Source organism: Paracoccaceae bacterium, assembly GCA_019454225.1.
Classification (GTDB): domain Bacteria; phylum Pseudomonadota; class Alphaproteobacteria; order Rhodobacterales; family Rhodobacteraceae.
The window spans coordinates 136834-150774 of sequence record CP075370.1 but is presented as its reverse complement, the minus strand read 5'-3'; the positions used below and the strand labels follow the sequence as shown (position 1 = coordinate 150774).

At 68.4% G+C, this 13941-nt stretch carries 14 protein-coding genes, 1 tRNA gene and 1 pseudogene; 6 read left to right on the top strand and 10 right to left on the bottom strand.

Translation table 11 applies throughout. The annotated features are described in order from the left end of the window. Window positions 1-90 precede the first annotated feature (90 nt). From KF887_00795 to KF887_00785, 3 genes are all read right to left on the bottom strand, one after another. Window positions 91-1305, bottom strand: a complete 1215-nt coding sequence (locus KF887_00795; protein QYK41715.1) for a YcaQ family DNA glycosylase — start codon at window positions 1303-1305, stop codon at window positions 91-93. A 42-nt stretch (window positions 1306-1347) separates the two neighbouring features. Further along, window positions 1348-2523, bottom strand: coding sequence for a 23S rRNA (adenine(2503)-C(2))-methyltransferase RlmN (gene rlmN, locus KF887_00790; protein QYK41714.1), 1176 nt, complete (start codon window positions 2521-2523; stop codon window positions 1348-1350). Window positions 2524-2639: 116 nt separating this feature from the next. Further along, window positions 2640-3173: a hypothetical protein gene (locus KF887_00785; protein ID QYK41713.1), complete on the bottom strand. Its 534-nt coding sequence runs from the start codon at window positions 3171-3173 to the stop codon at window positions 2640-2642. Between the two features lie 184 nt (window positions 3174-3357). Here KF887_00785 and KF887_00780 point away from each other — a divergent pair, with 184 nt between their 5' ends. The 6 genes from KF887_00780 (at window position 3358) to KF887_00755 (ending at window position 7907) form a co-directional block, all read left to right on the top strand. Then, window positions 3358-4347 carry an asparaginase gene (locus tag KF887_00780; GenBank protein ID QYK43377.1) on the top strand — a complete coding sequence of 330 codons (990 nt, stop codon included), beginning with the start codon at window positions 3358-3360 and terminating at the stop codon, window positions 4345-4347. Window positions 4348-4588: 241 nt separating this feature from the next. Next, window positions 4589-4933: a DUF2794 domain-containing protein gene (locus KF887_00775; protein QYK41712.1), complete on the top strand. Its 345-nt coding sequence runs from the start codon at window positions 4589-4591 to the stop codon at window positions 4931-4933. Window positions 4934-4972: 39 nt separating this feature from the next. Further along, on the top strand, window positions 4973-5323 hold the full coding sequence (locus tag KF887_00770) for a cupin domain-containing protein (protein ID QYK41711.1): 351 nt from the start codon (window positions 4973-4975) through the stop codon (window positions 5321-5323). Window positions 5324-5328: 5 nt separating this feature from the next. Further along, complete coding sequence (locus KF887_00765; protein ID QYK41710.1) at window positions 5329-6345, top strand: P1 family peptidase; 1017 nt, start codon at window positions 5329-5331, stop codon at window positions 6343-6345. A 27-nt stretch (window positions 6346-6372) separates the two neighbouring features. Further along, window positions 6373-6996 (top strand): HAD family phosphatase, encoded by a 624-nt coding sequence (locus KF887_00760; GenBank protein QYK41709.1) that lies wholly within the window; start codon window positions 6373-6375, stop codon window positions 6994-6996. After that, window positions 6993-7907 (top strand): ornithine cyclodeaminase, encoded by a 915-nt coding sequence (locus tag KF887_00755; protein QYK41708.1) that lies wholly within the window; start codon window positions 6993-6995, stop codon window positions 7905-7907. The genes KF887_00760 and KF887_00755 overlap by 4 nt, the downstream gene beginning before the upstream one ends. Window positions 7908-7966: 59 nt before the next feature. Here the strand turns inward: KF887_00755 and KF887_00750 are convergent. The 7 genes and pseudogenes from KF887_00750 to KF887_00720 form a co-directional block, all read right to left on the bottom strand. Then, window positions 7967-8043, bottom strand: a tRNA-Pro gene (locus tag KF887_00750). 45 nt (window positions 8044-8088) lie between these two features. Then, the gene (locus KF887_00745; GenBank protein QYK41707.1) at window positions 8089-9045 is read right to left on the bottom strand and encodes a DMT family transporter; all 957 of its coding nucleotides are present in this window, start codon (window positions 9043-9045) and stop codon (window positions 8089-8091) included. Between the two features lie 120 nt (window positions 9046-9165). Further along, window positions 9166-10272, bottom strand: coding sequence for a 3-isopropylmalate dehydrogenase (leuB, locus tag KF887_00740; GenBank protein ID QYK41706.1), 1107 nt, complete (start codon window positions 10270-10272; stop codon window positions 9166-9168). 127 nt (window positions 10273-10399) lie between these two features. Beyond that, window positions 10400-11653 carry an endonuclease/exonuclease/phosphatase family protein gene (locus KF887_00735; protein ID QYK41705.1) on the bottom strand — a complete coding sequence of 418 codons (1254 nt, stop codon included), beginning with the start codon at window positions 11651-11653 and terminating at the stop codon, window positions 10400-10402. After that, window positions 11572-12366, bottom strand: a pseudogene (locus KF887_00730) (hypothetical protein). The gene KF887_00735 and the pseudogene KF887_00730 overlap by 82 nt, the downstream one beginning before the upstream one ends. Window positions 12367-12634: 268 nt before the next feature. After that, window positions 12635-13240, bottom strand: coding sequence for a 3-isopropylmalate dehydratase small subunit (leuD, locus tag KF887_00725; GenBank protein QYK41704.1), 606 nt, complete (start codon window positions 13238-13240; stop codon window positions 12635-12637). Between the two features lie 4 nt (window positions 13241-13244). Continuing rightward, window positions 13245-13937 carry a hypothetical protein gene (locus tag KF887_00720; protein ID QYK41703.1) on the bottom strand — a complete coding sequence of 231 codons (693 nt, stop codon included), beginning with the start codon at window positions 13935-13937 and terminating at the stop codon, window positions 13245-13247. Window positions 13938-13941: the final 4 nt, after the last annotated feature.

The following is a 13941-nucleotide window of genomic DNA, read 5'->3' as shown; positions in this document are numbered from 1 at the left end:
GCTGCCATCTGTCTGGCCGTCTGCCAGACGCGGGCCAGACGCATGCCAGACCGTTAACCTCCCCGAAACCTGCAGATTGCCACAGCGGTCTCAGGGGGTTGGCCGGGCCACCGGCGCCCGTTCCCACCCCTCCAGGAACTCCACCCCCCCGCACCCCGCGAACCGTGCCAGCCGGTCGAGTTCCGCCTCCAGCCTCGCGCGGCGGGCCTTGGTCAGCCTGACCCCGGCTTCGGGCCAGAATCCCTTGATTCGCAACGCCCCCGCGTCGCGGAAGGCCTTGGCGTCGAGGCGGCCGACCAGCCTGTCGCCCTCCAGCACCGGGAACACGTAATAGCCGAACTGGCGCTTGGCCTCGGGCACGAACACCTCGATCCGGTAGCGGAACCCGAACAGCCGTTCCGCCCGGTCCCGGTCGCGCAGGGCAGGGTCGAACGGCGACAGCACCCGCAGCCGGGCCGGCGGTTCCGGCACCCCCTCCTCCCAGGCACCCGGCCGCATCACATGCCGCCGCAACCGGCCGTCGGCATCCTGAACCTGAACCTCCGCCACCTCGCCCCGCGCCAACGCCCCCTGCACCCAGCCGCGCGCCTGATCCGGCGTTGCCAGCGCCCAATAGGCGGCAAGCTCCCCCGATGTCGCAAAACCCAGCCTGTCCAATGCCTTGGCGCAAGCCCAGTCGACCGTTTCCGGTTCGGTGGTCACCTGTCGGAAAAGGGGGGCGGGGATCACCCGTTCGGTCAGGTCATAGATCTTGCGGAACCCGTCGCGCCGGGTGACGGCGATCTGTCCGGTGTGCCACAGCCATTCCAGCGCGGCCTTCGAGGGATGCCAATCCCACCAGCCGCCTTTTGACCGTGCCTCATCCTCGCCCACATCCGCAGTGCCCACCGGCCCGTCGCGGGCGATGCGGTCGAGGATGGTGTCGAACTGCCGCTCGTGATCGTCCGACCCCAGCCAGTCGCGCCAGCGACCGGCCCGCGTCTCGGCATGGCGGCGGAACCGGTGGCGCCAGTGCGGAAAGGTCTCGACCGGCAGGATCGAGGCGTCATGCGTCCAGTGTTCCCAAAGCCGCCGCCGCGCCAGCAACCGCTCCAGCGCCTCGGGCCGGTATGCGGGACGGCGCGCGAACAGGATCATCTGATGCGCCCGCGCGACGGTGTTGATGCTGTCGACCTGCACAAAGCCGATGCGGTCGATCAGCCCCGCCAGATCATCGCCCCGGCCCGGCCCGCTGGCCTCGGACAGGGCGTGGCGGTGCAGGAAAAGGCGGCGCGCGGCGGCGTTGGAAAGGACGGGCAGGGCCATGCCGTCACAAGAACAAAACAGGACCGGATGGTCAAGGGGCGGTCAGGCCTGCGCCGCGATGCCGGTTTTTTCGCGCCGTCCCCGCTCGGTCGCCGACTTCAGCTGCCCGCAGGCCGCCATGATGTCCTCGCCCCTGGGCGTCCGGATGGGGCTGGCGTAGCCCGCCTTGTAGACGATGTCGGCGAAGGCCTCGATCCGTTCCCAATCCGACCGCCGATAGGGGGCGCCGGGCCATTCGTTGAAGGGAATCAGGTTGATCTTGGCGGGAATGCCCGCAATCAGCCGCACCAGCCGCCGGGCGTCGGCGTCGCTGTCGTTCACGTCCCTGAGCATCACGTATTCGAAGGTGATGCGCTCCGAGTTCGACAGCTTCGGATAGTCGCGCAGCGCGTTCAGCAGGGTCTCGATGTTCCACCGCTTGTTGATCGGCACCAGCCGATCGCGCACCTCGTCGGTGGTGGCGTGGAACGAGATGGCCAGCTGGCAGCCGATCTCCTCGGCCGTCCGGGCGATTTCGGGCACCACGCCGCTGGTGGACAGGGTGATCCGCCGCCGCCCGAGCGCGATCCCCTCGCCGTCCATCACCACCCGCATCGCATCGCGGACCGCGTCGAAATTGTACAGGGGCTCGCCCATCCCCATCAGCACGATGTTCGACACCAGCCGGTCGCCCGTGCTGCCCTGTCCGGGTTCGGGCCACTCGCCCAGATCGTCGCGCGCCAGCATCACCTGGCCGACGATCTCCCCGGCGGTCAGGTTCCGCACCAGTTTCTGCGTGCCGGTATGACAGAACGAACACGTCAGCGTGCAGCCGACCTGGGACGAAATGCACAGCGTGCCGCGCCCTTCCTCGGGGATGTAGACGGTTTCCACCTCATGCCCGCCCGCGATGCGGACCAGATACTTGCGCGTGCCATCGGCGCTGACCTGGCGCGACACGACCTCGGGGACCGCGATCTCGAACCGCTCCGCCAGAAGCGCACGATAGTCCTTGGCAAGGTTCGTCATCCGCGCAAAGTCGCGCACGCCCCAGTGATAGATCCACTGCCAGATCTGCCCGACCCGCATCTTCGCCTGCCGCTCCGGCGTTCCCGCCGCGATCAGCGCATCGCGCAACTGGTCGCGCGTCAGGCCGACGATGTTCGTCCGCCCGCCCTCGGGCAGCCTGCGGGGGATGGTCAGCACGTCCTGGGTAATCGGCGCAACGGGGGCGGTCATGGGCAAGCGTCCTGCAACGGAAGCGCCGGATATAGGGGATTCGCGCGCGAAAGGCAAAACCGCCGTCGGCTGTGCCTCCGGAAATGTCGGCGGCACCTGGCCGCCGTGCGCCTGGCCTACTTGCAGCGGTTCTCGGCCTCGGTCATCGCGGCGGTGAAGCCCTGCAGGCTGAACGTGTCCTTTGTCTCGGTTCCGCGGGACGATCGCGCGGTGATCACCGCACTGGCGCCCGCCCGCATCGCTGCCAGCAGCGCGGCGTCATCCTCGGTGCTTCCCGGCCAGGCCCATTCGCCCTCGGCGACCAGGTCGAAGTTGCGGCCCTCGATTGCCACGCGCACCGGCGTTCCGCCGGCAAAGGCATAGCCGCCGGTGAACGAAATCTCGCCCCGCGCGCCCGATCCGGGCCGGAAGGTCACGAACAGCAGGATGTCGCCGCGCCGCACGCTGACGGCACGCCCGTCGCGCGTGTTCACGGTTTCCTTGGGCTTCGAGACACCCCAGCATTCCTTCGGGTCGGGCCAGACACAGACGCTCCAGTCCGTCTTGGCCGAAACGCATTCGGTTTCGCCGCCGGCCTGCTGTGCCATCGCAGCACCCGCCGTCAGCCCCAGTGCGGCGCCAAACAGCGCCCCCGCGATCCGCATCGTCATTGGTCCATCGCCTCCGCCGTCGCCATGCCGCAGCATCCGGCCGGTTTTCCCCGCGCCTTTTCGTGCTGGCAATGGCCTGCCCAACCTTGCTAACCCTTTACCGCAAGAGGGGCGGTCTGCAAAACCCCCATGGGCGGGAAATCGCGCAGGCGTGACGGTTTCCATCAAGAAACAGGGGGTGACGATGGGCGCGGTGGCAATGGCAGAGCTTTGGCGGGGCGGGCGGCTCGAAAGCCTGCATGCAGGCCATGCCGTGATTTGCGGCCCCGGCGGCGAGGTGATCGAGGCCTGGGGCGATCCGGCGACGGTGATCTTCCCCCGGTCGTCCTGCAAGATGGTCCAGGCCCTGCCGCTGCTTGAAAGCGGCGCGGGCGACATGCTGACCGACCGGCAGGTGGCCCTGGCCTGCGCCAGCCACCAGGGCGCGCACCTGCATGTCGATGCGGTGACCCGCTGGCTGGCCGATCTGGGCATGTCCGACGCCGATCTGCGCTGCGGCGCGCACGAACCCGGCGACCGCGCCGAACGGGACCGTCTGATCCGCGCCCACCAGGCGCCCTGCCAGATCCACAACAACTGTTCGGGCAAGCACGCGGGCTTCCTGACGCTGACCCGTGCCATGGGTGCCGGGCCGGAATATGTCGACCCCGACCACCCCGTTCAGCGCGCGGTCCGTCAGGCGACCGAGGAGGTTGCCGGCGAAACCTCGCCCGGCTTCGGGATCGATGGCTGTTCCGCACCCAATTTCGCGGTGACGGTGGCGGGGTTGGCCCGGTCGATGGCGGCCTTCGCCAATGCCACCGGCGGCGGGGATGCGCGCGACCGGGCGATGCATCGCCTCGCGCGGGCGATGGCCACCCATCCCGAGATGGTGGCGGGCGAGGGACGCGCCTGCACCGAGCTGATGCGCGCGATGGGCGGTCGGGTCGCGCTCAAGACCGGGGCCGAGGCGGTCTTTGTCGCCATCGTCCCCGAGCGTCGCCTCGGCATCGCGCTGAAGGTCGTCGATGGGGGCACGCGGGCTGCGGAGCTTGCGGTTGCTGCGCTGCTGGTGCGGCTCGGCGTGCTCGATGCCGATCATCCGGCCACGCGCAAGCGGCTGGATGCGGTGCAGAGCAACTGGCGCGGCACCGAAACCGGCGTGCTGCGCGCTGCCCCGGGATTCCCGGCCTGATCCGTTCCGGGCGCCGCCCGGCATGACGGCGGCACGGTACCGAGGGATCGGCCCGGCAATCCGGGCTGGGTGGGGGCTATGAACCCGAACCACCGGGCCGACCGTCCTCGATGCCCCGGGTATCGCCACCCTTCGCGGCGGCATTCGGGCGCGATCCGGCCGGTTTCGGGGTCTTTGCAGGGCTGAATTCGGGCGTCCGCGACCGCTTGATTTGCCGGGGCGCAAATGTCACCGTTCCGTCATGTCTGTACTGCCTCCGGCCACCCCCTTTGCCGCCGCCATGCCCGAGACGGTCAGCTTCGACCGCCGCGAACTCGCGGCGATCCTGACGGTCTATGGCCGCATGGTCGCCTGCGGCGAATGGCGCGACTACGGCATCTCCTGTCTGCGGGACATGGCGGTGTTCTCGGTCTTCCGCAGGACGGCAGAGCATCCGCTCTACCGGATCGAAAAGCGCCCCCGCCTGCGTGCGCGACAGGGCATGTATGCGGTGGTGGGGATGGACGGCCAGGTGCTGCGGCGCGGCCACGACCTGGCGGCGGTGCTGAAGGTTCTGGAACGGCGCCTGATCCGTTCGGTCGACTGAGCCGTTGACGCCCCCTGCGAGGCGCGGCACGCTCGGGCCATGGATGCGATCAACCTCACCGACAAGCTCGCGGCCTTCGATGGTCACTGGTCGCCCAGGATTGTGGGCGCCTTCAACGGCCATGACCTGATGGTGGTCAAGGTGCTGGGCGAATTCGTCTGGCACGACCACCCCGATACCGACGACTTCTTCATGGTGCTGTCCGGCGAGCTGGCGATCGACCTGCCCGGCCATACCGTGACGCTGCGCCCGGGCGAGGTATTCGTGGTGCCGAAGGGCATGCAGCACCGGCCCCGGGCCGAGGTTGAGACGCATCTGCTGCTGATCGAGCCTGCCGGAACGCCCAACACCGGCGATCCGGCCACGGCGGCGGTCAAGACCCGCATCTGACCGACATGCACCCCGGGCCGCGGAACCTGATCACCGATGTCGAGGGACTGCGTGTCGGCAATGCCCAGGACGCGGTCCTGCGCTCGGGCGTCACGGTGCTGACGGCCGACCGCCCCTTTACCGCTGCCGTTCACGTCATGGGCGGCGCCCCCGGCACCCGCGAAACCGATCTTCTGGCCCCCGACCGGCTGGTCGGGGCGGTGGATGCCCTTGTCCTGTCGGGCGGGTCGGCCTTTGGCCTTGCGGCCTGCGACGGGGTGATGGCGGGGCTCGCGGCGATCGGCCGCGGCTTTGCCGTCGGGCCGGCGCGCGTGCCCATCGTGCCCGGCGCCATCGTCTTCGACCTGCTGAACGGCGGCGCCAAGGACTGGCGCGACAATCCCTATCCGGCGCTTGGCCGGGCGGCCCTGGCGGCGGCGGGCGAGGGGTTCGCGCTCGGCTCGGCCGGTGCGGGCCTCGGCGCGATGACCGGGCGGTGGAAAGGCGGACTCGGCTCGGCCTCCGCGGTCCTGGCAACGGGGCACGTGGTCGGCGCATTGGTTGTGGTGAACGCGCTCGGTTCGGCCACGGTGGGCGATGGCCCGCATTTCCACGCCGCCCCTTGGGAGATCGGCAACGAATTCGGCGGCCTCGGCCTGCCGGCAGCCTTTCCCGCCACCGACGAGCCACCGCCCCGCAAGCGTCTGGGCGAGGCGACCACCATCGCCGTCGTGGCCACCGATGCCGCGCTGACCAAGGCCCAGGCACAGCGGATGGCGGTGGCCGCACACGACGGCATGGCGCGCGCCCTGGTGCCCAGCCACACGCCGCTTGACGGCGACCTCGTGTTCGCCGCCGCGACCGGCGCGCGGCCCCTGTCGGATCCGCTGGCCGATACCTTTGCGCTCGGCCATGCCGCGGCCTGCGTCCTGGCCCGGGCCATCGCCCGGGCGGTCTATCTGGCCGAACCCCGCGCGGACGACCTGCAACCGGCCTGGGCCGCGCGCTTCGAGGGGTTGGCAGCGGCGCGGCCCCCCGCCTAGGGTGTCGCGCCCAACAAGGAGTGCGCCATGACCCCCCCAAAGGCCGTGATCTTCGACATCGGCAACGTGCTGGTGGAGTGGAATCCCCATCGTGTCTACGAGGCACGTCTGGGCCCGGCCGAAAGCGCGCGGCTGTTCGCCGAGGTCGATATCCACGGCATGAACCTTTCGGTCGATGCGGGTGCGCCCTTCCGCGCATCGGTCGAGGCGCTGGCTGCCCGCCACCCCGAATGGGCCGAGCAGATCCGCTGGTGGCATGACGACTGGAACCAGATGTTCTGGCCGCCGATCGACCGCTCGATCCGCCTGCTGCGGGCGCTGCGGGCGCGGGGCGTGCCGGTATTTGCCCTGACGAACTTCGGCGACGAGACCTTCGCGGCCGCGCAGGCCGGCCACCCCGTCCTGTCGGAATTCGACCGCGCCTATGTCTCGGCCCGCCTGCGCCTGCTGAAACCCGATCCGGCGATCTACGCGGCGGTCGAGGCCGATTGCGGCATCGCGCCCGCCGACCTTATCTTTGCCGACGACAAGGCCGAGAATGTGGCTGCCGCCGAGGCGCGCGGCTGGCGCGGCCATCTGTTCGACGGCCCCGAGGGCTGGGCCGCGCGCCTGGTCGCCGAGGGCCTGCTGACCGAGGGAGAGGCCGCATGACCTTTGCGATCATCGGACCCGAGATCGAGGCCCGCCTGACCTGGGCCGGGCTTTGCGATGCGATCGAGGCCGGGCACCGGCTGCCCCGCGCCGAGATCGGTGACACGCTGCTCTATCGTGGCAGCGACACGCTGCTGAACCGGGCGGCCTGGATCGACGGGCTGGGCCAGCTCGTGAAATGCGCGACGATCTTTCCGGGCAACGCGGCACTGGGCAAGCCCACGGTGAACGGGGCCGTGACGCTCTATGACGACCGGACGGGTGAACTTGCGGCCGTGGTCGATTTCCACCTTGTGACGAAGTGGAAGACGGCGGGCGACAGCCTGCTTTCGGCGCGGCGGCTGGCGCGCAGGGACAGCCGGTCGATCCTGCTGGTCGGAGCGGGCACGGTGGCGCGGTCGATGGTCGCGGCCTATGGCTCGGCCTTTCCCGGGGCCCGCTTTGCGGTCTGGAACCGGAACGAGGCCCGCGCGCAGGCGATGGCGGCGTCGCTGCCCGGGCTGGAGGTTGTCACGGATCTGGCCGCGGCGGTGGCCGGTGCCGACATCATCTGCACCGCCACCATGGCCAGCGAACCCGTCATCCGGGGCGAATGGCTGCGGCCCGGCCAGCACCTCGACCTGATCGGCGCCTACACGCCCGCGATGCGCGAGGTGGATGACGCGGCGATGGCCCGCGCCCGTGTCTTTGTCGACGCCCGGGCAACCACCCTGCATCACATCGGCGAACTCATGGCACCGATCGCCTCGGGTGCAATCACCGAGGGCGACGTGATCGCCGATTTCTATGATGACCCGGCCGCATTCACCCGCCGCTCGGACGACGAGATCACCATCGCCAAGAACGGCGGCGGCGCGCATCTGGACCTGATGACGGCAACCTACATCGCCCGCGCCTTCGCAGGCGGCTGACCGGCTGACCGGCGGTCCTGGGGACGCCGTCGACGTGGTTACCGGGGTATCGGGATGATTGGTCGGAGCGAGAGGATTCGAACCTCCGACCCCCTGCTCCCGAAGCAGGTGCGCTACCAGGCTGCGCTACGCTCCGACCGTGGGCGGGGCTGTATCCCCAAGCCGCGGGCTTTGCAAGGGTTCAGTCGCGCCGCCCCGACCGGCCCATCAGCGTGCTGACGCGCGGCCAGATGCCGGTTTCCGGGCGCGACTGCGTCTGCAGAACGGGGGTGTTCTTCGACACTTTCGCGCGGCCTTCGCGCAGCACGATATAGACCCCCGAGGCGATGATCACCGCCGCCCCGACCAGCGTCCAGGTGTCGGGGGATTCGTCGAAGATCAGCGCGCCGAAGATCGCGGCCCAGATCATCTGCGAATACTGCATCGGCGCCACCACCACGGCGGGTGCCGCCCGATAGGCCGCGATGACGAACAGCATGGCCACGAAGCCGAACAGCGCGATGATCCCCACCATGCCCAGATGCTCGACCGGCATGGGGTGGTAGACGAACGGCAGCGCCATCCCCAGCACGACGAAGTTCGCAAGCATCGGGTAGAGCAGCAGCACCGCCGACCGTTCCTCGGACCCGATCTTTCGCACGATCACCGAGGCAAGCGACGAACAGACCGCCGCCGTCAGCGCCGCCGCATGGCCAAGACTGAGCGGTTCGGCCCCCGGGCGCAGCACGATCAGCACGCCGCACATGCCCACCAGCACCGCGACTCCGCGACGGACCCCGACCCTTTCGCCGAGGATCGGAATGGCAAGAACGGTGATCAGCAGCGGCGCCGCAAACAGGATCGCGTAGGTCTGCGCCAGCGGCAGCACCGAGAATGCATAGAAGGCGGTCACACCGGTCACCACCGCGGCAGCGGTGCGCAGCGCCGTCCACCACGGATGGTTGGGCCGCAGGTTGCCGTCGGTCCGGTCGCGGATCAGCATCAGCATCACCAGCGGAAAGCCGAACATGACCGAGAAGAAGATGATCTGTATCGCGTGATACTGGCCGCCGAGGAACTTCACCACGACATCATGGGTGGAGAAGATGGCGAACGAGATCAGCGCGAAGGCCGCGCCCCTGACCGTGCTGCCGCCCATCGAACGGGCCCTCGCCTTGCTGCTGCCTTGTCACGGGTGCGGCCCCGTGGCCGCACCAGCCCGACACTTGCCAGAAACGCCGCCGGTGCTCAACCCGGACGGCGGACGCGGCGCGGCCTGTCAGAGGCTCGCGTCAAGGGCCGCGACGATCGCGTCGCCCATCTGGATGGTCGACACCGGAACGCCGTCCGCCGGGCCCATCAGGTCGGCGGTGCGCAGGCCGTCGGCCAGCACCTTTTCCACCGCCTTCTCGACCCGCTCCGCCTCGGCCCCCATGTCGAACGAATAGCGCAGCGCCATCGCAAAGCTGAGGATGCAGGCGATCGGGTTTGCCTTGCCCTGGCCGGCGATGTCGGGGGCCGATCCGTGGACGGGTTCGTACAGGGCCTTCGGACGGCCGTTCGCCATCGGCGCCCCGAGGCTGGCCGAGGGCAGCATGCCCAGGCTGCCGGTCAGCATCGCGGCCAGGTCCGACAGCACGTCGCCGAACAGGTTGTCGGTGACGATGACGTCGAACTGCTTGGGCCAGCGTGTCAGCTGCATGGCGCCCGCGTCGGCATACATGTGCGACAACTGGACGTCGGGGTATTCCTTGTCATGGATCTCCTGCACCACCTCGCGCCACAGGATGCCCGATTCCATCACGTTGGCCTTCTCCATCGAGCAGACCTTGTTCGACCGCCGCCGCGCCAGTTCGAAGGCCGAACGCGCCACGCGGGCGATCTCGGATTCGGTGTATCGCTGGGTGTTGATGCCGACCCGCTCGTTGCCTTCGACGAAGATGCCACGCGGCTCGCCGAAATAGACGCCACTGGTCAGTTCGCGGATGATCACGATGTCGAGGCCCGCCACCACCTCTTTCTTCAGGGACGAGAAATCCGCCAGCGCGTCGAAGCACTGGGCCGGGCGGAGGTTGGAATAGAGGTCCATCTCCTTGCGCAGGCGCAGCAGGCCCCGCTCGGGCTTCACGCTGAAGTCGAGCGTGTCGTACTTCGGCCCGCCCACCGCGCCCAGCAGCACCGCGTCCACCGCCTGAGCGCGGGCCATCGTCGCGTCGGTCAGGGGCGTGCCATGGGCATCGTAGGCGCAACCGCCGACCAGGCCTTCCTCGACATCGAAGGTGATGCCGCGCCGGGCACCCATCCAGCCGATGATCTTCTTCACCTCGGCCATGACTTCGGGGCCGATGCCGTCGCCGGCGAGGATGAGGAGGGAGGGATTGGCCATGGCGGGCTCCTGACTGGGGGACGGACGCGGCGTAGCGGGCCGCGGCGGCGGGGTCAAGCGGCGGCGGGGCGTCCCATCGTGGGACAGGAATCCGGTTCAATGATTCCAGCGGCTTGCGCGCGCGGATTTACCGTTCGTTCATTTCCGGGCCGGGTGAGCCCATGCGCATTGTCCCGGCATCCCGCGCCGACCGTCGCCCGGCCTGGTCCCGGCCCAGTTCGACCCAGACCGGCCGGTGACGCCCTGCCGTGGCAAGCGTTTCGGCCAGGGGGTCGCCCCCGGGCGGCCAGAGCACGCCTGCCGCGGTCACCCGCAGGTCGGCCGAGGGCAGGACATAGGTGACACGCAGGGCGCCCGGATAGCCGCGGGCGCGGCCAAAGTCCGCGGTGTCCTGCGCGGTGTCGCCCGCGTGGTCGGGCTCGGACCGGCCGGAGGTGCCCAGGGGCGCGGGGTCTTGCAGGGCGGGATGGGCCAGCAGGGCGCGGATGGCGTCCTTGTCGCCGTCGCCATCAAGCGGATCGGCATTGGCATTGCCGAGGATCACGAACGGCGGCGGTGGCGGCGCGAAGGGCAGCGCACCGTCGAGAAGGCGCAGCCAGAACGCCGTTTCGTCATGGTTGCGGGCGCGGTTGCGCCGATCGAAGGCGGGCGGTGCCGCGTGAAACGCCAGCAGGCGCAGCCGCCCGCCGTCGGGACGCACCAGCGGAACCTCCCAGAACCTGGTGGTGGCCAGGCGCTGCATGGCGCGGGCCTCGGGTGTCATGCCCTCGGGCAGCGCGGCGCCGGGCAGGTCGGCCCAGAGAAAACCGGTCCAGTCGCGCACCTCGTCCGCCGCGACCGGCAGGCGCGACAGGATCGCCATGCCGCCCTGTCCGGCATAGGCGCCAAACCCCTGCGCGTCGCCGGGCTCGCCGGTGCGGCCGTTGCCGTCCAGATCAAGCCCGGTGGGCACGCCCCGGTTCGGCGGCAGGGCGAAGCGATGGGGGTAGGGGGCACCCGCCCCGGCCAGGCGGTCGGCCAGCGCCGCCAGCGTGACCAGCCGGGGGTCGAAGTCGACGTCGAGCAGCAGGATCGCATCGGCACCGGTGGCCGCGATGGCCGCGATGGCAGCTTCGGTGGCCGGGCTGCGGCCGGTCGTCAGTTCGTGCAGAAGCAGGCCGGGGCCCTTGCGGGACATCTCGGTGTGATAGGCGGCGATGCGCAGGGTTTCGGCCGCCGCCGGTCCGGCGGCCAGCGCCAGCGCCGCCAGCGCGGCGATCAGGCCGCGACGTAGCCGGGCGCGGTGGGCGACACGCCCTGGCGCCGCCGCTCGCGGATCATCGCGGCGACGCGCGCCATGGCGATGCCGCGCATGAACAGCGAGGCAGGCAGGAAGGCCCATGCGGCGATCATCCAGACAAGGGTTTGCGGTGCGGACATGTCGATGGCGCCAAGGCCCATGCCCCCGGCCTTGACCACGGCGGGGATCACGAAGGGCAGCAGGAACCCGAGCGCCAGGTTGATGCGGGCGTCGCGTTCCAGCCGCGCCACGACGTCGCCGCCCGCCGTGGGGTCGAAGGTGGGCAGGTTGACCCAGACGTTGAACGCCCCCTTGCCGAAAGGCCAGGCGTTCAGCCGCAGCACCGCGACAAAGGCCACCAGCGACAGAAGCGCGATCATGTAGGCCGCCCCGGCGGCGGCGCGCACCATCGGCGCCACCTCGGGCGGGGCACCGTGCGACAGCAGGATGGTGACCAGCCGGACCGGGCTGTAGGGGAAATCGAGCGCCAGGCCGCAAAGCTGCGCGATCACCCCCAGCAGCGCGCCCAGCGTCGATGCGGTGCCGGAATCGCGCAGCGCCAGCGACAGCACGAAGACCATGGCGAACAGCATGCCGTAGCGGATGCGGTTGTAGGGCGGGGCATCGCGGAACTCGACCAGGACGGGGTAGGACGCGGAATACTCGATGAAGGTCAGCGCGCCCGCGATCACCGCGACCAGCGCGGCCATCTGCCGACCATCGGCCCCGGTGCCGGGCAGCAGCACCGAGGGCATGGCGATCAGCACCATGACCAGAATTGCCCGCACGGCTGCGCCTGCCACCTGGCTCAGCATCGCCACCCATTCCTCGCCCGGACCGGGGACGATGCGTAGCCGCCCCGTTGTTCCGATGTTGATCCGCCATTTGTGGCGGGCTGCCTCAATCTTGCCCAATTGTTGCCTTCTTTCCGGAACGGTCGCAACAGTCCCGGAAACAAAGCCTTGGATTTGTGGCGGTTTCGCGGTGAATGTGTCGCGAAGTTGCATCAATCCTGCGGGAAAAAACGGGCCGCGCCCGCCGTTCGGGCGAGCGCGGCACAAGATGTTGACAGGTCGGCGGCCGTCAGGCCCAGGGCATCAGGGTGGCGGCCCGTGCCTCGTAGGCGTCGATCGCCGCGCCCTTTTCCATCGTCAGGCCGATGTCATCGAGGCCGTTCATCATGCAGTGCTTCTTGAACGGGTCGACGTCGAAGGCGAAGGTCGTGCCATCGGCGGCCGTGACGGTCTGGGCCTCAAGGTCCACGGTGATGCGGGCATTCGCCCCCTTCGTCGCGTCGTCCATCAGGTGGTCCACCGCCTCTTTCGGCAGGATCACCGGCAGGATGCCGTTCTTGAAGCAGTTCTGGTAGAAGATGTCGGCAAAGCTGGTCGAGATCACGCAGCGGATGCCAAAATCCAGGAGCGCCCAGGGCGCGTGTTCGCGCGACGACCCGCAGCCGAAGTTGTCGCCCGCCACGATGATCTCGGCCTGCCGGTATTGCGGCTGGTTCAGCACGAAATCGGGGTTCTCGGTGCCGTCCTGGGCATAGCGCATCTCGTCGAACAGGTTCTTGCCCAGGCCCGACCGCTGGATGGTCTTCAGGAACTGCTTGGGGATGATCATGTCGGTGTCGATGTTGACCAAGGGCATGGGCGCCGCGATGCCGGTCAGGGTGGTGAATTTGTCCATGGTTTTATTCTCCCGTCATTTCTGACATGTGCTGAAGCAGGATTGCGCAGTCTGGGCTATCAAGAACCACGGTTTCGCGATCCGAGTCACGGTCTTGTGCGTTCTCGGCAATGCTCAAGACGCACTGGTCTTGTTCTTCGTTCCACAGCCTCGTCCAGAAGGTCTTTGGTTTGTTCACGTACCTTATCTCATTTCGACTTTCTGGGATGAAAATTTCAAACGAGTCTTCTTCTTCTACCGAAAGTACGACATTTGAGATTGGTGTTCGCAGGTCAAACTCATATGTTTGAACATGATTTTCGCTTACCTTCGTTGCATAGATTGAGAATGCATCTCGCAAACCCAATGGTCGCAATCCATCATTCAGCAAGCTGACTTCGACTATTGGAAGTTCATTCCGAGTTTTAACATACGCGGCATTCACCGTGACACTTCTTAGATCCCCGTCAGACCAAACTAGGCCCAGGGCCCCAAAGCCTAGTGCCGCAACACCAGCAAGCGGTGTCAGGGTTTTGATCCAATACCCTGTCGGCGTTGCTGCGCTGTGACATGCCGGGCACCAAATCGCGTCCTTATGAATAGGCGTCAGACACTGAAAGCATGCGGGCAATGAATCTTCCTCAGAGCCCATGAGCTCTGAGGAATGACGATTCACATGTTGTTTCGTCAAGAAACGGCGCAAGAAGTGGAATACCATGATT